This window comes from Burkholderia sp. BCC1998 (assembly GCF_905339875.1).
Taxonomy (GTDB): Bacteria; Pseudomonadota; Gammaproteobacteria; order Burkholderiales; family Burkholderiaceae; genus Burkholderia.
The window spans coordinates 162,673-185,365 of sequence record NZ_CAJPHE010000001.1; the positions used below are offsets into that span (position 1 = coordinate 162,673).

At 68.3% G+C, this 22,693-nt stretch carries 20 protein-coding genes and 1 pseudogene; 6 read left to right on the plus strand and 15 right to left on the minus strand.

Features of this window, described 5'->3' with window-relative positions; all coding sequences use genetic code 11:
• Positions 1-98: 98 nt before the first annotated feature.
• From mnmA to U5A56_RS00765, 3 genes are all read right to left on the minus strand, one after another.
• The gene (gene mnmA / locus U5A56_RS00755; protein WP_321920696.1) at positions 99-1,268 is read right to left on the minus strand and encodes a tRNA 2-thiouridine(34) synthase MnmA; all 1,170 of its coding nucleotides are present in this window, start codon (positions 1,266-1,268) and stop codon (positions 99-101) included.
• Entirely contained in the window at positions 1,265-1,774 is a 510-nt protein-coding gene (locus tag U5A56_RS00760; RefSeq protein WP_124487985.1) for an NUDIX hydrolase, read from the minus strand. The genes mnmA and U5A56_RS00760 overlap by 4 nt, the downstream gene beginning before the upstream one ends.
• A gap of 109 nt (positions 1,775-1,883) precedes the next feature.
• Positions 1,884-2,804, minus strand: coding sequence for a LysR family transcriptional regulator (locus tag U5A56_RS00765; protein WP_321920697.1), 921 nt, complete (start codon positions 2,802-2,804; stop codon positions 1,884-1,886).
• 80 nt (positions 2,805-2,884) lie between these two features.
• Between U5A56_RS00765 and U5A56_RS00770 the strand changes: the two genes are divergently transcribed.
• Positions 2,885-3,808 (plus strand): carbon-nitrogen hydrolase family protein, encoded by a 924-nt coding sequence (locus U5A56_RS00770; protein ID WP_321920698.1) that lies wholly within the window; start codon positions 2,885-2,887, stop codon positions 3,806-3,808.
• Between the two features lie 204 nt (positions 3,809-4,012).
• Here the strand turns inward: U5A56_RS00770 and U5A56_RS00775 are convergent, their stop codons facing one another.
• The 8 genes from U5A56_RS00775 to U5A56_RS00810 form a co-directional block, all read right to left on the minus strand.
• Positions 4,013-4,699, minus strand: coding sequence for a helix-turn-helix transcriptional regulator (locus tag U5A56_RS00775; protein ID WP_044848271.1), 687 nt, complete (start codon positions 4,697-4,699; stop codon positions 4,013-4,015).
• 73 nt (positions 4,700-4,772) lie between these two features.
• Positions 4,773-5,183, minus strand: coding sequence for a VOC family protein (locus U5A56_RS00780; RefSeq protein ID WP_044848270.1), 411 nt, complete (start codon positions 5,181-5,183; stop codon positions 4,773-4,775).
• A gap of 279 nt (positions 5,184-5,462) precedes the next feature.
• A complete protein-coding gene (locus U5A56_RS00785) occupies positions 5,463-6,761 on the minus strand; it encodes a THUMP domain-containing class I SAM-dependent RNA methyltransferase (protein WP_044848269.1) in 1,299 nt (432 codons plus the stop codon).
• Between the two features lie 165 nt (positions 6,762-6,926).
• Positions 6,927-9,050 (minus strand): site-specific recombinase, encoded by a 2,124-nt coding sequence (locus U5A56_RS00790; RefSeq protein WP_321920699.1) that lies wholly within the window; start codon positions 9,048-9,050, stop codon positions 6,927-6,929.
• Positions 9,051-9,569: 519 nt separating this feature from the next.
• Positions 9,570-10,307, minus strand: a complete 738-nt coding sequence (locus U5A56_RS00795; RefSeq protein ID WP_321920700.1) for a PqiC family protein — start codon at positions 10,305-10,307, stop codon at positions 9,570-9,572.
• A complete protein-coding gene (locus tag U5A56_RS00800; RefSeq protein WP_044844014.1) occupies positions 10,307-11,923 on the minus strand; it encodes an intermembrane transport protein PqiB in 1,617 nt (538 codons plus the stop codon). Before U5A56_RS00800 ends, U5A56_RS00795 begins: the two co-directional genes overlap by 1 nt.
• Positions 11,916-12,545, minus strand: coding sequence for a paraquat-inducible protein A (locus tag U5A56_RS00805; protein ID WP_124487981.1), 630 nt, complete (start codon positions 12,543-12,545; stop codon positions 11,916-11,918). The genes U5A56_RS00800 and U5A56_RS00805 overlap by 8 nt, the downstream gene beginning before the upstream one ends.
• Positions 12,542-13,207: a paraquat-inducible protein A gene (locus tag U5A56_RS00810; RefSeq protein ID WP_044844016.1), complete on the minus strand. Its 666-nt coding sequence runs from the start codon at positions 13,205-13,207 to the stop codon at positions 12,542-12,544. The genes U5A56_RS00805 and U5A56_RS00810 overlap by 4 nt, the downstream gene beginning before the upstream one ends.
• A 258-nt stretch (positions 13,208-13,465) precedes the next feature.
• Between U5A56_RS00810 and U5A56_RS00815 the strand changes: the two genes are divergently transcribed.
• From U5A56_RS00815 to U5A56_RS00835, 5 genes are all read left to right on the plus strand, one after another.
• Positions 13,466-14,026 carry a cytochrome b gene (locus tag U5A56_RS00815; RefSeq protein ID WP_321920701.1) on the plus strand — a complete coding sequence of 187 codons (561 nt, stop codon included), beginning with the start codon at positions 13,466-13,468 and terminating at the stop codon, positions 14,024-14,026.
• A gap of 8 nt (positions 14,027-14,034) precedes the next feature.
• On the plus strand, positions 14,035-14,595 hold the full coding sequence (locus tag U5A56_RS00820; protein ID WP_044844136.1) for a YceI family protein: 561 nt from the start codon (positions 14,035-14,037) through the stop codon (positions 14,593-14,595).
• A 66-nt stretch (positions 14,596-14,661) separates the two neighbouring features.
• Positions 14,662-15,243, plus strand: coding sequence for a YceI family protein (locus U5A56_RS00825; RefSeq protein ID WP_044844018.1), 582 nt, complete (start codon positions 14,662-14,664; stop codon positions 15,241-15,243).
• Positions 15,244-15,419: 176 nt separating this feature from the next.
• On the plus strand, positions 15,420-16,697 hold the full coding sequence (locus U5A56_RS00830) for an MFS transporter (protein WP_321920702.1): 1,278 nt from the start codon (positions 15,420-15,422) through the stop codon (positions 16,695-16,697).
• A 277-nt stretch (positions 16,698-16,974) separates the two neighbouring features.
• Entirely contained in the window at positions 16,975-17,412 is a 438-nt protein-coding gene (locus tag U5A56_RS00835) for a hypothetical protein (protein ID WP_321920703.1), read from the plus strand.
• A gap of 27 nt (positions 17,413-17,439) precedes the next feature.
• Here U5A56_RS00835 and U5A56_RS00840 read toward each other — a convergent pair.
• The 4 genes and pseudogenes from U5A56_RS00840 to yajC form a co-directional block, all read right to left on the minus strand.
• Positions 17,440-19,008 (minus strand): annotated as a pseudogene (locus tag U5A56_RS00840) (S41 family peptidase).
• A 160-nt stretch (positions 19,009-19,168) separates the two neighbouring features.
• A complete protein-coding gene (secF, locus tag U5A56_RS00845; RefSeq protein ID WP_044844020.1) occupies positions 19,169-20,119 on the minus strand; it encodes a protein translocase subunit SecF in 951 nt (316 codons plus the stop codon).
• Positions 20,120-20,137: 18 nt separating this feature from the next.
• The gene (gene secD / locus U5A56_RS00850) at positions 20,138-22,168 is read right to left on the minus strand and encodes a protein translocase subunit SecD (RefSeq protein WP_321920704.1); all 2,031 of its coding nucleotides are present in this window, start codon (positions 22,166-22,168) and stop codon (positions 20,138-20,140) included.
• 106 nt (positions 22,169-22,274) lie between these two features.
• Positions 22,275-22,598, minus strand: coding sequence for a preprotein translocase subunit YajC (gene yajC / locus U5A56_RS00855; protein ID WP_006476868.1), 324 nt, complete (start codon positions 22,596-22,598; stop codon positions 22,275-22,277).
• Positions 22,599-22,693: the final 95 nt, after the last annotated feature.

Genomic DNA, 22,693 nt, shown 5'->3' on the forward strand with positions numbered 1-22,693 from the left:
GAAATGCCGCCATGCGTACGCTGCGCGGCGGCGCACCGGCCGCGGCGGAATCGTGTTCCGCCGGGCGCGGCGTGCCGCAAGTCTAAACCGAATGGATGTCAGCGTGCTTCGGCGAGCGCACCCGCGCGGGCTGCCGCCGGTGCCGGCGCCGTCTGGCCGGGCTGGCCGGTGGCCGCGAACTCGATGATGCCGCCGCCGAGGCAGATCTCGCCGTCGTACAGCACGGCCGACTGGCCGGGCGTGACGGCCCATTGCGCGTCGTCGAAGGCGAGCGAGAAGCGGGCTTCGCCGGCCGGGCCGGGTGCGACGGCGCCGAACGCGCATGCCGCATCGGCCTGCCGGTAGCGCGTCTTCGCGCCGCACGCGAAGCCGTCGGCCGGCGGCTCGCCCGCGACCCAGCTCACGTTGCCGGCGACGAGCTCGCGCGACAGCAGCCACGGATGGTCGTGGCCCTGCACGACGTACAGCGTGTTCGACGCGATGTCCTTCGCCGCGACGAACCACGGCTCGCCGCTGCCGTCCTTGCTGCCGCCGAGGCCGATGCCCTTGCGCTGGCCGAACGTGTAGAACGCGAGGCCGATGTGCTCGCCGACCACCTTGCCGTCCGGCGTCTTCATCGGGCCGGGTTTCGTCGGAAGATAGCGGTTCAGGAAGTCGCGGAACGGCCGTTCGCCGATGAAGCAGATGCCCGTCGAGTCCTTCTTCTTCGCGTTCGGCAGGCCGATCTGCGCGGCGATCTCGCGCACCTTCGTCTTCGGGATCTCGCCGAGCGGGAACATCGTCTTCGACAGTTGTGCCTGGTTCAGCCGGTGCAGGAAGTACGACTGGTCTTTCGTATGATCGAATGCCTTCAGCAGTTCGAAACCGCCGTCGCGCTCGCGCACGCGCGCGTAGTGGCCGGTCGCGATCATTTCCGCGTCGAGCGACATCGCGTGGTCGAGGAACGCCTTGAACTTGATCTCGGCGTTGCACAGCACGTCCGGGTTCGGCGTGCGGCCGGCCGAATATTCGCGCAGGAATTCGGCGAACACGCGGTCCTTGTATTCGGCCGCGAAGTTCACGGCTTCCACGTCGATGCCGATCAGGTCGGCCACCGACACCACGTCGATCCAGTCCTGGCGCGTCGAGCAGTATTCGCCGTCGTCGTCGTCTTCCCAGTTCTTCATGAACAGGCCGACCACGTCGTATCCCTGTTCCTTCAGCAGCCACGCGGTCACCGACGAATCGACGCCGCCCGACATGCCCACTACTACACGGCGCTTGCTCATTTGTTTACCGCCTGACGGTCGAATGCGTCCGGGCGCGGCGCGACCGAATGCGTGTGCACGAAATCGAGCGGAATGCGCCGCCCGGCCAGATAGTCGTCGACGCAGCGCATCACCGCGGGCGAGCGGTGACGCTCGCTGCACGCGCGCAGCTCGTCGGCGCTCATCCACAGCGTGCGGACGATGCCGTCGTCGAGCACGTGGCCCGGCAGCGGCTCGCCGGCCGTGCCGCAGAACGTGAAGCGCAGGTAGGTCGCGCCGGCGCTGCCGGGGCGGTCGTAGTGCGCGAGATAGACGCCGACGAGCGCATCGGGGACGAACGGATGCGCGGTTTCCTCGAGCGTCTCGCGGATTACGGCGTCGGCGAGCGTCTCGCCGGCCTCGAGATGGCCGGCCGGCTGGTTGATGCGCAGGCCCGTCGAGGTTTCTTCCTCGATCACGAGAAAGCGACCGGCGCGCTCGACGAGCGCCGCGACGGTCACATGCGGGGTCCAGATTTCGGGTTTCATGGATTGGCATTTTACCGGTTGCGCCCGGACGCTGCCGGCCATTACGTTAGACGAATCCGACCCCGGTCTTGCGCCCTCGCCTCACCAGTGCACGCCGTATCGCGCCCTTTTATGGCGCGACGATCGTCGCGACGCAGGCGGCGACCGTGTCCCGCACGCGCACGATCGCCGGGTCGCGCTGCGTGCTCGTGCGCCAGCCGATTTCCACCGGGTAGCGCGGCAGCTCGACCGGGCATGCGAGCGCGCGAAGCGACGTCGACTGCGCGATCGCGCGGGCCGCGTGCGCCGGTATCGTCGCCACCGCGTCGGAGCCGGCGAGCAGGTACGGCAGCGCCGCGAAATGCGTGGTCGACGCCGCCACGCGCCGCTTGTGGCCGAGCGCGGCCAGCGCCTCGTCGACGATCCCGATCACGCCGCCCGACGACACGAGCAGGTGATCGCGCCGCAGGAAATCGGCGAGCGCGAGCGTGCGCGGCGCGCGCGCCCGGCCGGCCGGATCGATCAGGCATGCGTAGCCGCCCGTCGCGACCGCGCGCCGGCTGAGCCCGTTCGCCGAGAACCCGCCCGACGCGATCGCGAGATCGACGCCGTGCCGCAGCAGCGCGTCGCCCGCGATGCCGCTGTGGGTCTGCCGGAAGATCAGCCGGATGCCCGCGGCTTCCCGCGCGACCGCGTCGATCAGTGCGCGGCCGAGCGCGATCTCGAAGTCGTCCGACAGCCCGATCGAGATCGTGCGGCCGACCCGCTCGCCGCCGTCGGCCGCGATCGCGAGGCTCGCGCGGCAGCGGTCGAGCGCGTCGGACAGGATCGGCTTGAGCTCGTCCGCGCGCGGCGTCGGCGCGAGCCCGCGGCCGGTGCGCACGAACAGCGGGTCGGCGTAGATTACGCGCAGCCGCGCGAGCGCCGCGCTGACGGCCGACTGCGTGAGGCCGAGCCGCAGCGCCGCGCGGCTCGCGCCGCCTTCCTCGTACAGCGCCTCGAACACCTTCAGCAGGTTCAGGTCGAGCCCGGCGATATCATCCGTATTCATGTCAGTTATCGTTGTATCGATTTGATCGATGAAATGATATCGATAAAGATGGCGTCACCCCATTCACCGGAGACGTCGTCATGTCCACCTCAGTCATCGCCGCGCTGCAGATCGGCGCATCGCCCGCCGGCACGCGCGCCACGCTCGACACGATCCTCGGCTACGAAACCGCGATCCGCGACAGCGGCGCGTCGCTCGTCGTGCTGCCCGAAGCCGTGCTCGGCGGCTATCCGAAAGGCGAGATCTTCGGCACGCGGCTCGGCTACCGGCTGCCCGAGGGCCGCGACGCGTATACGCGCTACGCCGCGCAGGCGATCGACGTGCCGGGCCCCGAAACCGACGAACTGGCCGCGCTGTCGCAGCGCACGGGCGCGAGCCTCGTGGTCGGCGTGATCGAGCGCGGCGGCAGCACGCTGTACTGCACGGCGCTGTTCTTCGATCCGCGCGACGGGCTCGTCGCGAAGCACCGCAAGCTGATGCCGACCGGCACCGAACGGCTGATCTGGGGGCAGGGCGACGGCTCGACGCTGCCGGTGGTCGACACGGCCGCGGGCCGCGCGGGCGCCGTGATTTGCTGGGAGAACCACATGCCGCTGCTGCGCTGCGCGATGTATGCGAAAGGCGTGCAGATCTGGTGCGCGCCGACCGTCGACGAGCGCGACCTGTGGCAAAGCTCCATGCGGCACATCGCGCACGAGGGACGCTGCTTCGTCGTGAGCGCCTGCCAGGTGCAGCCGTCGCCGCGCGCGCTCGGCATCGACGTGCCGGGCTGGGATCCTGAGCGGCCGCTGATCCGCGGCGGCAGCGTGATCGTCGGGCCGCTCGGCGACCTGCTGACCGAGCCGCTGATCGGCGAGGCCGGACTCGTGACTGCGCGCATCGATACCGACGAACTCGTGCGCGCGCGTTACGACTTCGATGTGGTCGGGCACTATGCGCGCCCGGACGTGTTTTCGCTGCACGTCGACGAGCGGCCGAAGCGGTCGGTGGTGTTCGGCGAGTGACGGGTGCGACCGGGGCGCGGACGCCCCGGTGTGCGAATGGCGGCGAGGTGGCCTGACAGTCGGGCGGCCGGACAGCCAGCCGGACAACCAGACAGTCGGGCGGCCGGACAGCCAGCCAGACCGCCGGACAACCAGGTAGCCGAACAGCCGAACAGCCGAACCGCGGCGCGTCATTCAGCGGGCAGCGGCCCGAGCCTGCCCGCCTCAGCGCATCGGCGCTTCCGCGATCCGCATGTAGTCGGCGATCCGCCGGCCTTCCATGTCCGGAAACTGCTCGTGCACGGAGATGTCGCCCATCCGCGCGATGTCGAAGGTGCGGAAGTCGTCGCGCAGCTCGCACCATGCGCCGATCGTCCAGCGTCCGCCCCAGTAGACGAGCCCGAGCGGCCACACGCGGCGCTTCGTGTGCGCGCCGAGCCGGTCGCGGTAGTCGAAGCTGACGACGTGATGCGTGTCGACCGCCTGGTGGATCGCGTCGACCTTCGCGCAGAACGTCTCGTCGATGTGGAACGACGGCGCGAACACCGGCAGGCGATCGAGCGCGGTGCGCTTGTCGGCCGGCATCGCCGACGCGATCTTCGCGAGCGCCGAACGCGCGCCGCCCGCGAAGCGCGCGCCGCCCCAGGTCTCGAGCATGCGCGCGCCGGCCGCGAGCGCCGCGAGCTCCTCGGCCGTGAACGTGAGCGGCGGCAGGCTCGCGTTGCGGTTCAGCCGGTAGCCGATGCCGGCTTCGCCTTCGATCGGCACACCCGACAGCTGCAGGTCGCGCACGTCGCGATAGACCGTGCGCGGCGACACCGACAGCCAGTCGGCGAGCTGCTGCGCGGTCGTGAGACGTCGCCCGCGCAGCAGCTCGGCGATCTGGAACAGGCGGTCGGCACGGCGCGTCATGGCTGCACCTCGACTCCAACGGCTACGGGGACTTCGCGATGATAGCGCCGCGCCCGCCGGAGGGTGGACGCGCTCAGTGGCATTTCGGCGCGTGCAGGCCGACGCGGTTGCCTTCGGTGTCGATCAGGTAGCCGATGTAGCCGTAGTTGTTCGGCAACTCGACGACCGAACCCTGCACGACGCCGCCCGCGCGCTTCGCGCGTTCGAGTGCCGCGACGACCGACTCGCCGGCGTTCAGGTAGACGAGCACGCCGTTCGCACTCGGCTTCATCTGCTGCGGATCGAACACGATGCTGCCGCCCGTGCTCGACGCTTCGTGATCGAACATGGCCATCGGCACGCCGCCGATGACTTCGCGCTGCAGCGTCGTCTGCAGCACGGTTTCGTAGAAACGGATCGCCCGGTCGAAATCGAGGGACGGGATGTCGAACCACGCGATCGCGCGTTCCAGGGTTGCGGTGTCGGTTGCAGTTGCGGACGTCATGACGAGCTCCGTGTTGTTCGGGTTCTTGATGGAAACCAGCCTTGCATTGCGCCGGGATTGCAGTGTGACCGGGGGCTGCTGACAGCGTGCTGTCAGTAGTCGTGGCGACGCTGACAAATGACGCTGACAAATGGCGGCTTCGCTCCCACAACGACCGCGCGGGACTTCGGCGGCGCGCGTGGCGCCGCTCGCCTGGGTGCGGCGGAAAGAAAAATGCCCGGCCGATTGGCCGGGCATCGTCAGGGTGTCAGCAGGCGGCCGCAGCCGCCGCCTCGCGTATCAGGCGTCGCCTTCCGGCGTGGCCGGGCGTGCCTTCACGCTGCCGGCGATCAGGTCGAAGCGGAACAGCCGGCATTCGAGCGCGCCGTTGAACAGCGGCGTCTTCGCCGATTCGCGCAGGCGCAGCTGGCCCGGCAGCGAGCGGTCCGACGTCAGCAGGAACGCCTGCCAGCCGGTGAAGCGCTGCTTGAGCGCATCGCCGAGCGCGTTGAAGAACTCGCTGTCCGGCGCGTCGGTGTGCGTGCGGCGGAATGCGTCGTCGTTGCCGCGGTTGCGGCCCGTCTCGCGCACCTCGCCGCGCGCGCTGCGGCCGCGCACCTCGATCCGCTCGCCGTACGGCGGGTTCGCGAGGATGATGCCCGGGCCGTCGCACGGCGGCGTCATGCCGCGCGCGTCGACCTGCTTGAGCCACACCGACGGCACGCCCGCGCGCTCGAGGTTCGCGCGCGCCTTCTCGAGCATGTCGCCCGAGATGTCGCTGCCGTATACGCCGAGCGAATCGCGCTTGCCGCGCGCCGCGCGTTTCGCGTCGAGCGCCGCGACCTTCAGGCCCTGCCATGCGGTGATGTCGTACTGCTTGAGCTTCTCGAAGCCGAACCGGCGCTCGACGCCCGGCGCGACGCCGAGCGCGATCTGCGCGGCTTCCGCGAGGAACGTGCCGCTGCCGCACATCGGGTCGTACAGCGCGGTGCCGGGCGTCCAGCCCGTCAGGCGCAGGATGCCGGCCGCGAGGTTCTCGCGCAGCGGCGCCGCGCCCTTGTCGAGGCGCCAGCCGCGCTTGAACAGCGGCTCGCCCGACGTATCGAGGTACAGCGTGCACTCGGTGGCCGTCAGGAACGCGAAGACGCGCACGTCAGGCGCGCCGGTGTCGATGCTCGGGCGCGAACCGGTCTTGTCGCGCATCCGGTCGCAGATCGCGTCCTTCACGCGCAGCGTCGCGAACTCGAGGCTCTTCAGCGGCGACTTGATCGCGGTGATGTCGACGCGCAGCGTCTGCGTCGACGCGAACCAGCGTTCCCACGGCTGCTCGAGCGCGAGCGCGTAGACGTCCTGTTCGTTGCGGTACGGGCGGTGCGCGATCTTCAGCAGGATCCGGCTCGCGATTCGCGAATGGAGGTTCGCGGCCATGCCGGCGGCCCAGCCGCCACGGAAATGGACGCCGCCCGGCACCTGCGCGCCCGCGGTGAACGGCGCGCCGTCCAGATGGCGGCCGGCGATTTCGGCCAGCTCGGCGGCAAGCGCCGCTTCGAGGCCGCGCGGGCAGGGAGCGAAGAATTCGTACAGGGTGGGCGAGGACATAAGGCGGGTGAGGACGTGCAAAAGTCCACTATTGTACGCGGCGCGGGCGCCCGGGGCCGGCGTTGCGTCGGATTCGGGACGCCGGCGCGGGTCGGCCGGCCGTGACGGCGGCCCGCCGGGCCGCGCGGCGGCGCCCGCCCAGGCAGGCGCGCCGCCGTCGAACGCTCAGTGCGAGCCCGTCTGGCCGGCGCGCGCGGCCGTTCCGCCGGCCGGCCAGAACAGCGCGGACGGCTTCGCGAGCACCGTGCGGACGATCGCGCCGACCAGCGCGCGCACCTTGGTGCGGCGCAGGCTGCGCGAGCGCACGGCCATCGTGAACGCGAGCGCGAAGCTCACGAGCACGTTGAGGATCGCCATGCTCAGCACGCCGGCGCCGGCCCACCAGAGTTCGGGCGTGCTCAGCGCGCCCTTGCCGAGCACGCCGAGCGCGATCCCGATCGAGCCGGCCGACAGCGTCACGTGCCGCACCTCGAACGGGAACAGGAACACGGTGACGATCGCGGGAATCAGGCCGAGCATCAGGCCGAGGCCGACGTTGGCGACCACGCCCGCGACGTTCGACCGGCAGAAGTGCGCGAGTTTCGCGGCGCCCGCCGCGCCGAGCGTGAGCCGCAGCCGGCGGTTGTACGTGAGCGCATCGCCGACCCGGTGCAGCACGAACCAGTTGTCGGCCCAGCCCGCGAGCAGGCTCGACGCCCACAGCAGCACGCCGGTGAGCGCCGCGTAGAACGGCGTCGGGCCCAGCAGCGAGAACGAATGCAGCGTCGCGTGCGCCTTTTCCGGCGAGATCAGGTTCGCGTGCAGCAGGTTGCCCGCGAAAAGTTGAACGAGCAGACACACGGGCAGCACGACGAGCACGTTGCCGGAGATCGCCGCGGCCTGCGTGCGGATCAGCGCGATCACCGACGCGACGAACGCCTTCACGCCTTCCTCGTGACCGGTGTCGTCGAGCTCGCGCGCGAGCGTCGGCGCGGTCATCGCGGGCTGCTTGGTCGCGAGCGTGAAGTGCAGGAAGTGCATCAGCATGAAGCTCGCCGCGTAGTTGACGCCCGCGAGCAGCCCTTCGAGCATCGACTGCAGGTGCGCGCCCGTGATCGCGAACTTCACGCACACGGTCACGACGGTGACGAGGCCGCCGCCCGCGGCCATCCGCAGCATCTTCAGATACTCGGCGCGGCCGCGCGAGATGTAGTGCTCGCCGGTGTCCGCGTTGGTCTCGACGAGCTTGCGCGCGAACAGCGAGAAGTTGCTGCGCACGAGGTGCGACACGCTCTGGCTGTTCTGGTTCGCGTCGACGAGCTCGGCCGTCAGGCGCGCCATTCCGCGCAGGTCGTCGCGTGCCATCCACGCGTTGAGCAGCAGTTCCGCGCGCAGGATGCGCATGCGCATCCGTTCGACCTGGAACACGATGTCGACCGACACGCCGTTGCGGTACAGGTGCGCGAACACGTCGTCGACCGCGATCCGGCATTCGTCGAGCAGCACGCGCAGGTAATTCACCTCGTGCAGCAGCTTGCTCGGGTCGCCGCCGTCCTCGACGGCCGCGTGGGCGGTCTCGACCGCGAGCATCGCACGCGTGAGGCGGTAGAACGGCTGCGTTTCGAGCGGCTTGCGCGCGTCGTCGTCGGACAGGCGGCTGCGCACCGTCTGCGACAGGCCGGTCGAGCTGATCTGGCAGGTCAGGTTGTGCAGCGCGGCCAGCAGGTCGCGCGAGAACGAGCCGGGCTCGTGGCGTTCTTCGTCGGTGACGTCGAACGAGATCAGCTCGGCGAGGCGGGCAAGCAGGTCGTCGGGCAGCGCGTCGATCCATTGCGCGTCTTCCGGCGTCGGGAACATCAGCGTGAACAGCGCCGTCAGCTCGCGGCGGTTCGGCGCCGGCGGGATCAGCGACGAGTCGATGCGCTCGAACAGCGCGCCGAAGAAACCGGAATGCACGGGCATCCCGGCGTCGCACAGCAGCGAGATGCCGTCGCATTCGCGCAGGATCCCGCGCAGGATGCGCGCCGCGTGCGATTTCCATGCCGGGTTGCGGTCGAGCACGTGGAACAGGTAGCGCAGCCGCGCGTGCGCCGGATACGCGCGTGCGTCGGCATCGCGTGCGGCCGGCGTGTCGTGCGCGGCCTGCATCGCGCCGTTGCGGCGCAGCCAGTGCGCGAGCTCGATCAGCCATTCGCTGCGCTCGGCGTACGGCGCGTCCGCGTCGGCATGCGCGAGCAGCGCATCGAGCTGGTGGCCCGCATTGCGCGACGCGCGCCACTTCTTGATCAGGGTCGTCAGGGAACGAAACATAAACGGAATAGCGATAGCCCTGGACGGGCGGGTTCGGGATGCCGGCGGGAACACACGGCGCGGCGCCGGCGAGAACGGTGAAGCTGGTCGGGATGCCGGACGATGCGCGGCGACCCGCGATGCGGCTGCCCCGATGCGGTGCACGCGAACACGCGTGCGAGCTCCGGGAGACGCGGCGGCCGGACCGGCCACAACGGGCGGATCGCCGCCGGCTGGCGCGCGCGACAGGTGGCACGCGGCACGCGGCACGCGCCGGAAAGTGCGTAGGATCGTCAATCGGGCGCGAAAACGCAAGCCGACCGCATTGCATGGCGCCGGTTCCGGCGGATTTTGACAAACACTGCAAAGCGGCCGTCCGGCCGATGGATGCCGTGCTGCGTCGGCCGTGGCGACGAGGGCGGCGGGTTCGCGTGCGCGGCGGCGCGCGCACGCGGATCGATGCCGGCGAGGACTATCGGGCGGCGCGTGCCGAATCCGGTCGCAGGCGCGCAGGCACCGGACGCCGGCCGCGCGCCGCGCTTACGCGCCGGACTTGACGCTCGCGCTCGCGTCGCCGCCGGGCGTCGGATTGGCCGGGCAGGGTATGACGGGCGCGGCGGCCGCTGCCTTGCCGGACGCGGTCGTCGACGGGGCCGAGGCAGCCGTCGAGCCGCGCCGCGCGGCGAGCGCGCGCACGCCGGACGCGGCCTGCGATGCAATCACGTCGAGCGCGCGCCGGTGACCGGCGACGAGCGCGTCGTAGCCGTCGGCGACCGGTTCCGCGACGCTCGTGCGGCAGGTCATCAGTGCCTGCGTGCCGACCGCGCGCACGCTCCACACCGCATCGATCGCCGCACGCTTGCCGGGCCACGACTCGAAGCGCTGCACGTTCACGCTGATCCGATAGACGGGCACGCCGGCCGGATACGCGGAATTCGCGACATCGATCGTGCCGAGCTGTGCGGCGAGGTCGTCGGACAGCGCGCGGCGAATCTCGTCGGCGGGCGGCGCGGCCCAGCGTTCCTGCTCGAGCACGTCGACCTGCGCGGCGTTCTTCTGCACGACGAGCTGGTTCTTCGCGACCTGTTCGGGCACGCCGACGGACGGCACCTCGATCAGGAACGGCGGGTTGGCGGGTGCGGTGCGCACGGGCGCCGCGGCGTCGGCCGGGCTCAGCGTATAGAACCGCGCGGGCGGCGAGCTGCACGCGGCGAGCGCGAGCGCGGCGAACACTGCCGCCGCGCCGCTCGCGAGGACGTTCACGCGTGTCGTCGTCATTATCGATCTCCTGATTTGCCCTTGAGCAGCGATTCGGGATGGCGCTCCAGATAGTCGGCGAGCGCGTTCAGCGATTGCAGCGTGCGCGTGAGTTCCTTCAGCGCACCGCGCACGTCGGACTGCAGCGGCGAATCCTGCTGCAGCGTCACCTCGGCGGTCGAGAAGGTCTGCCGCGCGGCCGACAGCGTGTCGCGCGCTTCCGGCGCGACCTGCGTGTCGAGCTGCTTGAACAGCTTGTCGGCATTCGACAGCGCGCTGTTCAGGTTCGCACCGATCTGGTCGAACGGCACCTTGTCGAGCTTCTTCGCGATGTCGGCGACCTGCAGCTGCAGTTCGTCGAGCGTGTTCGGCACGGTCGGCAGCTCGAGCGGCTGGCGCGCTGTGTCGATCTTCACGGCCGGCGCCTTCGGGAAGAAGTCGAGCGCGACGTACAACTGGCTCGTCAGCAGGTTGCCCGTGCGCAGCTGGCCGCGCAGCCCGTGCTGGACCAGGCGCTCGACGATCTCGCGGCGGGCCGGTTCGCCCTTGCTTTCGATCGTTTCGCGGAAGCGCGGTCCGAGCCGCTCCGGATACACGTTCATCGTTACCGGCATCAGGAAGTTCTTGGTCTTCGGATCGAAGTCGATGCCGATGTTCGTGACTTCGCCGAGCACGATGCCGCGGAAGTCGACCGGCGCGCCGACCGCGAGCCCGCGCAGCGACTGGTTGAAGTTCATCACGACCTGCAGCGGCTGGCCGTCCGGATCGCGCATCGCGTCGGCCTCGTCGGAGCCGAGGCGGAAGGTCGTGTTGTTCGGCGCCGTCGCGCCGCTGTCCTGGTTCGGCGGCGTCTGGAACGCGATGCCGCCGAGGATCACCGTCGCGAGCGACTGCGTGTTCAGCTTCAGGCCGCTCGAATCGAGCCGCAGGTCGACGCCGCTCGCCTGCCACCAGCGCGAGTTCACGCCGACGTACTGGTTGTACGGCGCATTGACGAACACGTTGAACGTAACGCCGGTGCCGTCCTTGTCGAGCGAGAAGCCGACCACCTGGCCGACCTGCACGCGGCGGTAGTAGACGGGCGAGCCGATGTCGACCGAGCCGAGCGAATCGCCGCGCAGCACGTACTGCGTGCCCTTCTGGTCGCCGGTCACGGGCGGCGGCGTCTCGAGGCCGGTGAAGTCGGTCTGCGTGTCCTGCCCGTGGCCGGCATCGACGCCGATGTACGCACCCGACAGCAGCGTGCCGAGCCCCGACACGCCGGTCGCGCCGATGCGCGGACGCACGATCCAGAAGCGCGAGCCCTTGATCGCGAAGTCCTCGGCTTCCTTCTTCAGCTGCACCTGCACCAGCACGCGCGACAGGTCTTTCGACAGCTTGATCGTCTTGACCGTGCCGATCTCGACGTCCTTGTACCTGACCTGCGTCTTGCCCGGCTCGAGCCCTTCCGCGCTGTGGAAGCTGATCGAGATTTCCGGGCCGCGCTCGCGCACGGACTTGATCACGAGGCCGATGCCGATCAGCGCGGCGATCAGCGGCACGAGCCAGACGAGCGACGGCAGCCAGCCGCTTTTCGTCGAGATCGCCGGATCGGGCGGCCGGGACGCATCGTGCTGCGGGCCTTGCGGACTATTCATGGTGTTTCCCTGAGGTTTCGACTGGATCCCAGATCAGGCGGGGATCGAACTGCATCGACGCGAGCATCGTCAGGATCACGACCGAGCCGAACGCGAGCGCGCCGGGGCCGGCCGTGATGACGGCGAGCGAACGGAAATGGACGAGCGCGACGGTGAGCGTCACGACGAAGATGTCGAGCATCGACCAGCGGCCGATCCGCTCGACGATCCGGAACAGGCGCGTGCGCTGCAGCGGCCGCCACGTGGCACGCCGCTGCGCGCTGGTGACGAGGATCGTCAGCACGCCGAGCTTGAGCATCGGCACGAGGATGCTCGCGACGAACACGACGACCGCGAGCGGCCAGTCGCCGGACGTCCAGAAATAGATGACGCCGCTCATGATCGTGTCTTCCTGCGAGCCGACGATCGACGACGTGTGCAGGATCGGCAGCAGGTTCGCCGGAATATAGAGGATCGCGGCCGCGATCAGCAGCGCCCACGTACGCATGATGCTGTTCGGCTTGCGGATGTGCAGCGCGCTGCCGCAGCGCGCGCAATGCGCGTGCGGATGGTCGATCGTCTGCACGAGCCCGCATGCGTGGCAGCTGGCGTAGCCCTCGCGGGCGGCGGTCGGCGTCGTCATCGGCGGGGGGCTTCCGGTCGCGGCGGGGTGGTGTCGGGCCGCACGGGCGAGCGCCCGGCGCGCAGGTCGTCGGCCATGTCCCACAGCGTGCGCGGATCGAACATCAGCACGACGGCGGTCATCAGCGTGAGTGCGGCGAACGCGAACAGCGCCGCGTCGGGCACGACGCGCGCGAGGCTCACCATCTTCACGATCGTCACGAGGATCCCGAGCATGAACACCTCGATCATCCCCCACGGCCGCACGAACTGGATCATGCGCAGCACGAAGTTCAGGCCCGGCGGCACGACGCCACGCCGGATCGGCAGCAGTACGTAAAGCAGCGCGGCCATCTCGACGAGCGGGAACAGCACGGTCGAACAGAACACCATCACGCCGACGATCTCCATGTCCTGATGCCACAGCGCGTCGATCGCGCCGATCAGCGTCGTCTGAACGCGGGTGCCGTTCAGGTCCATTTCGAGGATCGGGAACCCCTGCGCGATGATGAACGTGACGAGCGCCGCGACCGCCAGCGCGCTGATTCGCTCGATCTGCGTGGTGCTGTCGCGATAGAGCAGCGCGTCGCACCGCGGGCAGCGTGCGATTTCGCGGCGCGCGAGGTGCGGTTTATGCAACAGTGCGTCGCATTCGTGGCAGGCAATCAGGTCGTGTCGTTGCATGGGAAAAGCGGTTGTGCGACGGGCGGGAGACGCGTCGACGGGGCCGGAACCCGCGCCAATCTTACCAAAACGGCTTTTTCGACGTGTCAACGCCTGGTTGCCGCGTGACCGGTCGGTAACATGGCGTAAACATGGCAGCCGGCTGGCGCGCGTGTCCTCAGAGTCCGCGCGTGGCAAAAGGTTGCGGTAGCATGGCGGCCTTGACAAGCGTCGGACGAATGGGCCGGCGCAGCCGTTCGCTCAACTGAGGAATCCAAGATGGCATCGAAATCGCCGCCGGCCGGGCCGGCACGCTACGCGCACACCGCGATCGCGCTGCACTGGCTGATCGCGCTGCTGATCGTCTGCGGCTTCGCACTCGGCTGGGTCATGACCGACATCCCCGGCTTCACGCCGACGAAGCTGAAGTACTTCTCGTGGCACAAGTGGATCGGCGTGACGGTGTTCGCACTGGCCGTCGTGCGCGTGCTGTGGCGCGCGACCCATGTGCCGCCGCCGCTGCCGGGCGACACGCCGGCGTGGCAGCGCGCGGTGTCGCACGGCGTGCACATGCTGCTGTACGTGCTGATGATCGTGATCCCGGTAACGGGTTACCTGTACAGCTCGGCATCGAACATCCCGGTCGTCTACCTCGGCATCCTGCCGCTGCCGCGCCTGATCGATCCCGATCCGGTGCTGAAGGAAACCTTCAAGACGCTGCACGTGTCCTTGAATTACATTCTGCTTGCGCTCGTCGCCATGCACGTGCTCGCGGCGCTCAAGCACCAGTTGTTGGACCGCGACGGCCTGCTGTCGCGGATGCTTCCCTCTGCCAAATGAAGGATCCCATGAAAGTGTCTTTCTCCCGCTCCATGCTGACCGCGTTCGCCGCGGTGTCACTTGTCGCGTCGGCCGCGGCGCATGCCGACGTCGATCTCTCGAAGAGCAAGGTGTCCGCCGTGTCGAAGCAGATGAACGTGCCGACCGAAGGCGCGTTCAAGAAGTTCTCCGCGCAGGTGAAGTTCGACCCCGCGAAGGCGGCGCAGGGCAGCGCGCAAATGTCGATCGACATCGCGAGCTTCGACCTCGGCGACAAGATGTACAACGACCAGGTCGCGGGCAAGGACTGGTTCGACGCGAAGGCGTATCCGCAGGCGACCTTCGCGTCGTCGGCGATCGCGCCGGCCGGCGGCAACAAGTACAACGTGACCGGCAAGCTGACGATCAAGGGCAAGTCCGAGACCGTCACCGTGCCCGTCACGGTCACGCAGAGCGGCGCGACGCAGACCTTCGACGGCGTGCTGCCGATCAAGCGTTCGGCGTTCAACGTCGGCACCGGCGAGTGGAAGGACACGTCGATCGTCGCCGACGAAGTGCAGATCAAGTTCCATCTCGTCGCCACGAAGTAAGCGGCGGGCTGTCGCATCACCCCGAATGCCGCGCGAGGGCGCGGCGCTGTTCCAAGGAGAAAGCATTTGAAAAAGCATCTGATCATCGCCGCGGGCGCGCTGGCCGCCTCGCTGTCGTTCTCGGCATTCGCCGACAGCGCGACGTACCAGTTCGACCCGAGCCACACGTACCCGAGCTTCGAGGCCGACCACTTCGGCGGCCTGTCGGTCTGGCGCGGCAAGTTCGACAAGTCGAGCGGCAGCGTGACGCTCGACCGCGCGGCGAAGACCGGCACGGTCGACGTGACGACCGACGTCGCGTCGATCCAGACGGGCAGCGCGAAGCTCGACGAGCACCTGCAGACGGCCGAGTTCTTCGACGTCTCCAAGTTCCCGCAGGCGAACTACAAGGGCACCATCAAGTTCGACGGCGACAAGCCGGTGTCGGTGGTCGGCAACCTGACGCTGCACGGCGTCACGAAGCCGCTCACGCTGAAGATCGATTCGTTCAAGTGCATGCCGCATCCGATGCTCAAGCGTGAAGTGTGCGGTGTCGACGCGGTCGGCGAATTCAGCCGCGACGATTTCGGCCTCGACTACGGCAAGCAGTACGGCTTCAAGATGAAGACGAAGCTGCTGATCACGGCCGAAGCCGTCAAGCAGCAGTAACGCGCCCGGCCGGGCCGGCCGCCGCGTCACGCTCGCCGGCCCGTCGCGTGCCAGCCGCCGCGCTCCCGTTGTTCGGGGGCGCGGCGGTTTTTTTTGCGCGCCTATAATCGTGCGCACAGCTCGCGGCGCGAGAACGGACGCGTCGGACAGAACGTACAACGACAAGGAGATCGCCGATGCACGCCGTCACGCAGTCCAGCTCCATTGCTTCGTCGTCGCGCGTATGGCGCGCGGTGGTCGCCGCGTCGATCGGCAACGCGCTCGAATGGTTCGACCTCGTCGTCTACGGCTTCTTCGCGGTGACGATCTCGAAGCTGTTCTTTCCGGCCGGCAACGACACCGTGTCGCTGCTGCTCACGCTCGGCACGTTCGGTGTGTCGTTCTTCATGCGCCCGCTCGGCGCGATCGTGCTCGGCGCGTACGCCGACCGCGCGGGCCGCAAGGCCGCGCTCACGCTGTCGATCCTGCTGATGATGGCCGGCACGCTGGTCATCGCGGTACTGCCGACCTACCAGACGATCGGCGTCGCGGCGCCGCTGATCCTCGTCGCCGCGCGATTGATGCAGGGCTTTTCGGCCGGCGGCGAATTCGGCAGCGCGACCGCGTTCCTGGCCGAGCATGTGCCCGGGCGGCGCGGTTTCTTCGCGAGCTGGCAGGTCGCGAGCCAGGGGCTCACGACGCTGCTCGCGGCGGGTTTCGGCACCGTGCTGAACGCGCAGCTCACGGCCGAGCAGATGGCCGCGTGGGGCTGGCGCATCCCGTTCTTTTTCGGGCTGCTGCTCGGGCCCGTCGCGTACTACATCCGCTCGAAGGTCGACGAGACGCCCGAATTCCTCGCGGCGGAAAGCACCGCGAGCCCGCTGCGCGACACGTTCGCGTCGCACAAGGCGCGGCTCGTCGCCGCGATGGGCGTGGTGGTGCTCGGCACCGTCGCGACCTATCTCGTGCTGTTCATGCCGACCTACGGCGTGAAGCAGCTCGGCCTCGCGCCGTCGGCCGCGTTCGCGGCGATCCTCGTCGTCGGCGTGATCCAGATGGCGTTCGCGCCGCTCGTCGGCCACTGGTCGGATCGTTACGGCCGCGTGCGCGTGATGCTCGCGCCGGCCGTCGGCATTCTCGTGCTGATCTATCCGGCGTTCGCGTATCTCGTCGCGCATCCGGGCTTCGGCACGCTGATCGCGCTGCAGGTGCTGCTTGCGTTTTTGATGACCGGCTATTTCGCGGCGCTGCCGGGGCTGCTGTCCGAAGTGTTTCCGGTGCAGACGCGCACGACCGGGATGTCGCTCGCGTATAACGTCGCGGTGACGATCTTCGGCGGCTTCGGGCCGTTCATCATCGCATGGCTGATCCGCGCGACCGGGATGAAGACCGCGCCGAGCTTCTACCTGATGTTCGCGGCCGTGCTGAGCCTCGCGGCGCTGGTGGTGTTGCGGCGGCGGTTCGGGTTCCGGTGAGGTCGCGGCGACGCTGGCGGTGCGTCAGCCGCTTTCCGAGGGTGCGGTGGTTTTCAGGTACTGACAGGCAGACCGTCAGGTAGCCGCGCGCGCCGGGTAATGATATTTCAGCGATTGCCCTGGTTCAAATTGAGCCTTGCCAATTCAGTCATGTCTTATAGCGATTTTGTCCCTCGCTTTGTAGAGTCCCGGGGGTATTTCGCAAATTACCCCCGGCAATTTGGCGGGACAGGACTGATATGGCGGAGCGGGCACGACCGAAGACAGGTTTCGAAAAATGGCAGGCGATATGCGCGTACTGATGGCCTGGGTGTTGTCGATGTCCATCGGCGGCCTGTCGAGTGCGGCGGTCGCAGCCGACCACGTATTCACCGGTACATTCCAGGGAACCGGCCGGGCCTGTTCCGGCGCACTCCATGTACGTGCCAAGACAATCGAATGGAATTCAACCTACAGCATCTGTGAGGCGACGCACTACGAAATTCTGGAAAGCGGACTGGATCGCGATCAGGAACGAATGGTCTTTCGTTTGAAGAACCGCAGCAGTCGATGCCGTTATTCCGTTGTCGAAGTCGAGCACGCGAGGGGTTACAACTGGAATGTGAGCGGCTACCAATCTTTGGAAGGATTTCGGAAAAGAAACTCGCCGGAATGGAGTAATTCGCCGTCACCGGAAAGACAAACGTTGTCGTGCCTGATGACCGGGCCGGATTGAGCCGGGGCCTGCAATCGTATTGGCAGGTCAGCCTTCCGGCTCGCACGTCGGCTTCGCCGGCATCAACGATGGTTTCGCCTCGATCGTCGCGACCGCGCGCTGCGCGAGCGCATTCAGCGCTTGCTGAAGCTGCCAGTCACTTGCCGTGCCGAATTCGCGCTGCGGAAGCGCCGCGCTCTTCGCCGTATCGATCTTCGCGCGCACACGGGCTTCGCGCAGTGCCTGCCGCGCCTTGCGGACCTGCGCGAACGGGTCGGGCGCGACCCGGTCCGCATACGGCGCGCGGGCGAGATCGACTTCGCGGTACCACAGCAGCACGCCGTCGACGTCCGAGTCGCGGCGCGGCGGCACGAGCCAGTCCGGCACGACGCCGTAGCCGTCCATCGGGCAGCCGTTCGGCCGCAGGTTGCGTGCGAACGTGAAAGCGAGGCGCGTGCCGTCGATCAGGTCGACGCCGGTCTGCGCGAGTCCCTTTCCGTAGGTCGGCATCCCGAGCAGCCGCGCGCGGCCGAGATCCTTCAGTGCGGCCGCGGTCGCTTCGGCGGCCGACGCGCTCTGTCCGTCGACGAGCACCACGAGCGGCACGGTGCGCCACCAGTCGTCGGCCTGCAGCGGCGCGAGCGGATCCTGGCCGCGCATGACCGGCAGTTCGTAGTCGGGCCAGTTGGTCGTGAAGCGGCGGCGCTTCGTGCCGTCGCGCTCGAGCGTGATCATCGCGGTACGGTCGCGCCCGGCGAACAGCGCGGTGATGCCGATCGCCGCATTCAGCGCGCCGCCGCCGTTGATGCGCAGGTCGAGGATCACGCCTTTCACCGGCGGCCCCGCGCGGCGCGCGGCCTGCACCGCATCGATCGTATTGCCGATCGCGGGCTCCGGAAAGCTCGACAGCCGCGTGTACAGGATGTCGCCGGCGAGCCGCTTCGTCGTCGCCGGGTGTGGCCGGACGATCGCGCGGACCGGCGCGAAGGTCAGCGTCACGTGGTTCGGACCGCGCCGGACCGTGAGCTTGAGCGGCACGCCCGCGTCGCCCTTCGCGAATTTCACGACCTCGCTGCTGTCGATGCCGACGACGCTCCGGTCGTTCATCGCGACGACGAGATCGTCGGGCCGCACGCCGGCCTATTCGGCGGGCGCGTCGGGGATGACGTCGAGGATGTGCAGCCCGTCGGGCCGTGTCTCGAACACGATGCCGATGCCCGGCGTGCCGTCGCGCGCGCGGCGCTCGTCGTCGCGCCGTTCCTGCTCCTCCTTCGCGTTGAAGAAGCGCGCGTGCGGCAGCGTCTTGATCCCGTCGTGCACGGTGGCGTCGAGCAGCGCGCCGATGTCGACGTCGGTCAGGTGCTGCTTCTTCAGCACGTCGACCGCGGCCTTCAGTTCGCAGAGCTGCGGTTCCCAGTCGGGCGGGCAGGGTGACGGTTGCGACGCGGCGGCAGCAGCGGCCGCCGCGGCCGCGGACGGGGCCGCAGGCGGGACGGCAGGCGGCGCGGACGCGGATTGTGCGCGCGCGGCCGATGCGCATGCAACGAACGCAGCCGCGGCGGCTGCACCGGTACTCCAGGCGACGATGCGATGAACGACACGCGTGGCTGGCATCATGAGGACCGCGGCTTCGGCGGGTGGCGGGGCGGGACGGTGACGCGATTGTAGCCGACGGTCCGTGCAGTCGCGACGGACGAGGAGGGCGGCGGCTCGGCCATGAAAAAAGGCCGGTCCACGAGGGACCGGCCTTCCGGTATCAGCCGAAGCGATGCGGCGCTTAAACCTGCGCGCCCGCGTTCGGATCGTCCGGATCGTGCGCGGTCTTCTTTTCCTTGATCAGGTCTTCGCGCTTGATGCCGAGCCACATCGCGAGCGAGCCCGCGACGAACACCGACGAATAGATGCCGAACATGATGCCGACCGTCAGCGCGAGCGCGAAGTAGTGCAGCGTCGGGCCGCCGAAGAAGAACATCGACAGCACCATCATTTCCGTCGACGTGTGCGTGATGATCGTCCGCGACATCGTGGTCGTGATCGCGTGGTTGATCACTTCCTGCACGCTCATCTTGCGTTCGCGGCGGAACGTTTCGCGGATCCGGTCGAAGATGACGACCGACTCGTTGACCGAGTAGCCGAGCACCGCGAGGATGGCCGCGAGCACCGCCAGCGAGAACTCCCACTGGAAGAACGCGAAGAAGCCGAGAATGATCACGACGTCGTGCAGGTTCGCGATGATACCGGCGACTGCGTACTTCCATTCGAAGCGGATCGACAGGTAGATCACGATGCCGATCACCACGCACGCGAGCGCGAGGAGACCGTCGGTCGCAAGCTCGCGGCCGACCTGCGGGCCGACGAACTCGACGCGCTGCAGCGTCACGTCGGGGCTTTGCGCCTTCAGCGCGGTCATCACCTGGTCGCTCTGCTGCGCGGACGTGAGGCCTTCCTTCAGCTGCAGGCGGATCAGCACGTTGCGCGACGTGCCGAAGTTCTGCACCTGCGCATCGGCATAGCCGAGCTTGCCGAGCGTGTCGCGCACGGGTTCGAGCTGCGCGGCTTGCTGGTACTGGACCTCGATCACCGTGCCGCCGGTGAATTCGACGGACAGGTGCAGCCCGCGGTGGAACAGGAAGAACACGGCGGCGAGGAACGTGACCAGCGAGATCACGTTGAACACCAGCGCGTGCCGCATGAACGGAATGTCTTTACGGATGCGGAAAAATTCCATGGCTTCGTCTCCGGGGCCTTATTGGGTCGAGCCCGGTTTCTTCGGCGACACGCCTTGCTGCGCGCGGTTGCGCAGCTGCGGCTTGCCGGCGCGCGGTGCGTCGCCCTTCGCGGGTGCGGCGAGCTTCGCGGCGCGCGCGGTGTCGGTCGATTCGTCGGCCGCGCCGAACGCTGCGCCTGCGGCACCGGCCGTGGCGCCTTCCGGCCTCCACACCTGGCCGATCGCGAGCGACTTCAGCTTCTTGCGGCCGCCGTACCAGAGGTTGACGATCCCGCGCGAGAAGAACACCGCGGAGAACATCGACGTCAGGATGCCGAGGCAGTGCACGATCGCGAACGCGCGAACCGGGCCCGAGCCGAACGCGAGCAGCGCGAGGCCGGCGATCAGCGTCGTGACGTTCGAGTCGAGAATCGTCGCCCACGCATGCGCGTAACCGGCCTGGATCGCGAGCTGCGGCGGCTGGCCGGCACGCAGTTCTTCACGCACGCGCTCGTTGATCAGCACGTTCGAGTCGATCGCCATGCCGAGCGCGAGCGCGATAGCGGCGATACCGGGCAGCGTCAGCGTCGCCTGCATCAGCGACAGCACCGCGACGAGCAGCAGCAGGTTCACCGACAGGCCGATCACCGAGATCACGCCGAACAGCATGTAGTACGCGATCATGAACACGGCGATCGCGCAGAAGCCCCAGATCACCGAGTGGACGCCCATCTTGATGTTGTCCGCGCCGAGGCTCGGGCCGATCGTGCGTTCCTCGATGATGTCCATCGGTGCGGCGAGCGAACCGGCGCGCAGCAGCAGCGCGAGGTCGGCCGCCGCCTGCGGCGTCGGCTGGCCCGTGATCTGGAAGCGGTCGCCGAGTTCGGACTGGATCGTCGCGACCGTCAGCACTTCGCCCTTGCCCTTCTCGAACAACACCATCGCCATCGGCTTGCCGATGTTCTCGCGCGACACCGCGCGCACCGAGCGGCCGCCCGCCGAGTCGAGGCGGATGTTGACCGACGGACGCTGATGTTCGTCGAAGCCGGCCGACGCGTCGATGATGCGGTCGCCGGTGAAGATCACGTCCTTCTTCAGCAGCACGGGCGCCTGGTTGCCCTGCGTGAACAGCTCCTCGCCCGGCGGCACGGGGTCGTTCGGGTTCGGGTGCGTGTTGAGCGGATCGGCGAGGCGCGCCTCGAGCGTCGCGGTGCGGCCGATGATGTCCTTCGCCTTCGCGGTGTCCTGCACGCCCGGCAGTTCGACGACGATACGGTCGCTGCCCTGCTGCTGCAGGATCGGCTCGGACACGCCGAGTTCGTTCACGCGGTTGTGGAGCGTGGTCAGGTTCTGCTTGAGCGCGGCGTCCTCGACGGCCTTCTGCACGGCCGGCGTGAACGTGCCGACGACTTGCGTGCCGCCGCCGCCGGGCTGGGTCGCCCATTGCAGTTCGGTGACCGACGCGGCGAGCACCTTGCGGGCGTCTTCGGCCGTTTGCGCGTCGCTGAAGTTGACGACGACGGACTGGTCGACGCGGCTCACGCCGCCGTCGCGGATGTTCTTGTCACGCAGCAGCGCACGGGCGTCGGACGCGTCGGAGTCGAGCTTCTTGGTGAGCGCGCCCGTCATGTCGACCTGGAGCAGGAAATGCACACCGCCGCGCAGGTCGAGGCCGAGATACATCGGCAGGGCATGCAGCGCGGTCAGCCAGCGCGGCGACGCGCTCTGCAGGTTCAGTGCGACGACGTACTGCGGATCGTTCGGGTCGGTGTTCAGCGATTTCTGCAGCAGGTCCTTGACGCGCAGCTGCGTATCGGTGTCCTTCAGGCGCACGCGGATGTTCGCGTTGGACGCCGTGTTCTCGAAGGTGACGTCGTCCGGCGTGATCTGCGCGGACGCGAGCGCGGATTCGACCTGGGTCAGCGTGGTCGAGTCGAGCTTGACCGTGGCCTTGCCGCTCGACACCTGCACCGCCGGCGCTTCGCCGAAGAAGTTGGGCAATGTGTACAGAAGGCCGATGGCGAGCGCCACGACCATCACGACATATTTCCAGAGTGGATAACGATTCATGAGGGGGCCGAACGGGTGGTTGGCGTGAAAGCGTCGCGTCCGGCGCCGCGGCGGCCCGCGCTGTCAGGCGGGCACGGCGCGGGGAGCCGGACGCTCGGTGAAAACCTTACAGCGACTTGATCGTGCCCTTCGGCAGAATGGTCGTGACCGCAGCCTTCTGCACGGTGATTTCGGTGCCTTCGGCGATTTCGACGCCGATGTAGCCTTCGGTGACCTTCGTCACCTTGCCGACGAGGCCGCCGCTCGTGACGACTTCGTCGCCCTTCGCCATGGCCGCGAGCATGTTGCGGTGTTCCTTCTGGCGCTTCATCTGCGGACGGATCATGATGAAGTACAGCACCGCGAACATCAGGATGAGCGGCAGGAAGCTCATCAGGCTCGATTCGGCGCCACCGGCGCCTTGCGCGAAGGCATTGGAAATGAACGGCACGTTGGTCTCTCCGTAGGGGAAGATCGAAAAATAAGCCGGTTATTCTACCACCGGCCCCATGCGCGAACGGCTCGGCAAATGCGCTTTCGGATCAA

What these genes read in the sequence shown, in the direction of transcription:
- U5A56_RS00835 (WP_321920703.1), top strand. Translation starts at nt 16,975, where the DNA reads ATGGCAGGCGATATGCGCGTACTGATGGCCTGGGTGTTGTCGATGTCC.
- U5A56_RS00805 (WP_124487981.1), bottom strand. Translation starts at nt 12,545, where the DNA reads ATGACGACGCCGACCGCCGCCCGCGAGGGCTACGCCAGCTGCCACGCA.
- U5A56_RS00800 (WP_044844014.1), bottom strand. Translation starts at nt 11,923, where the DNA reads ATGAATAGTCCGCAAGGCCCGCAGCACGATGCGTCCCGGCCGCCCGAT.
- U5A56_RS00790 (WP_321920699.1), bottom strand. Translation starts at nt 9,050, where the DNA reads ATGTTTCGTTCCCTGACGACCCTGATCAAGAAGTGGCGCGCGTCGCGC.
- U5A56_RS00780 (WP_044848270.1), bottom strand. Translation starts at nt 5,183, where the DNA reads ATGACGTCCGCAACTGCAACCGACACCGCAACCCTGGAACGCGCGATC.
- secD (WP_321920704.1), bottom strand. Translation starts at nt 22,168, where the DNA reads ATGAATCGTTATCCACTCTGGAAATATGTCGTGATGGTCGTGGCGCTC.
- U5A56_RS00765 (WP_321920697.1), bottom strand. Translation starts at nt 2,804, where the DNA reads ATGAATACGGATGATATCGCCGGGCTCGACCTGAACCTGCTGAAGGTG.
- U5A56_RS00810 (WP_044844016.1), bottom strand. Translation starts at nt 13,207, where the DNA reads ATGCAACGACACGACCTGATTGCCTGCCACGAATGCGACGCACTGTTG.
- mnmA (WP_321920696.1), bottom strand. Translation starts at nt 1,268, where the DNA reads ATGAGCAAGCGCCGTGTAGTAGTGGGCATGTCGGGCGGCGTCGATTCG.
- U5A56_RS00830 (WP_321920702.1), top strand. Translation starts at nt 15,420, where the DNA reads ATGCACGCCGTCACGCAGTCCAGCTCCATTGCTTCGTCGTCGCGCGTA.
- U5A56_RS00820 (WP_044844136.1), top strand. Translation starts at nt 14,035, where the DNA reads ATGAAAGTGTCTTTCTCCCGCTCCATGCTGACCGCGTTCGCCGCGGTG.
- U5A56_RS00815 (WP_321920701.1), top strand. Translation starts at nt 13,466, where the DNA reads ATGGCATCGAAATCGCCGCCGGCCGGGCCGGCACGCTACGCGCACACC.
- U5A56_RS00795 (WP_321920700.1), bottom strand. Translation starts at nt 10,307, where the DNA reads ATGACGACGACACGCGTGAACGTCCTCGCGAGCGGCGCGGCGGCAGTG.
- U5A56_RS00770 (WP_321920698.1), top strand. Translation starts at nt 2,885, where the DNA reads ATGTCCACCTCAGTCATCGCCGCGCTGCAGATCGGCGCATCGCCCGCC.
- secF (WP_044844020.1), bottom strand. Translation starts at nt 20,119, where the DNA reads ATGGAATTTTTCCGCATCCGTAAAGACATTCCGTTCATGCGGCACGCG.
- U5A56_RS00785 (WP_044848269.1), bottom strand. Translation starts at nt 6,761, where the DNA reads ATGTCCTCGCCCACCCTGTACGAATTCTTCGCTCCCTGCCCGCGCGGC.
- U5A56_RS00775 (WP_044848271.1), bottom strand. Translation starts at nt 4,699, where the DNA reads ATGACGCGCCGTGCCGACCGCCTGTTCCAGATCGCCGAGCTGCTGCGC.
- U5A56_RS00760 (WP_124487985.1), bottom strand. Translation starts at nt 1,774, where the DNA reads ATGAAACCCGAAATCTGGACCCCGCATGTGACCGTCGCGGCGCTCGTC.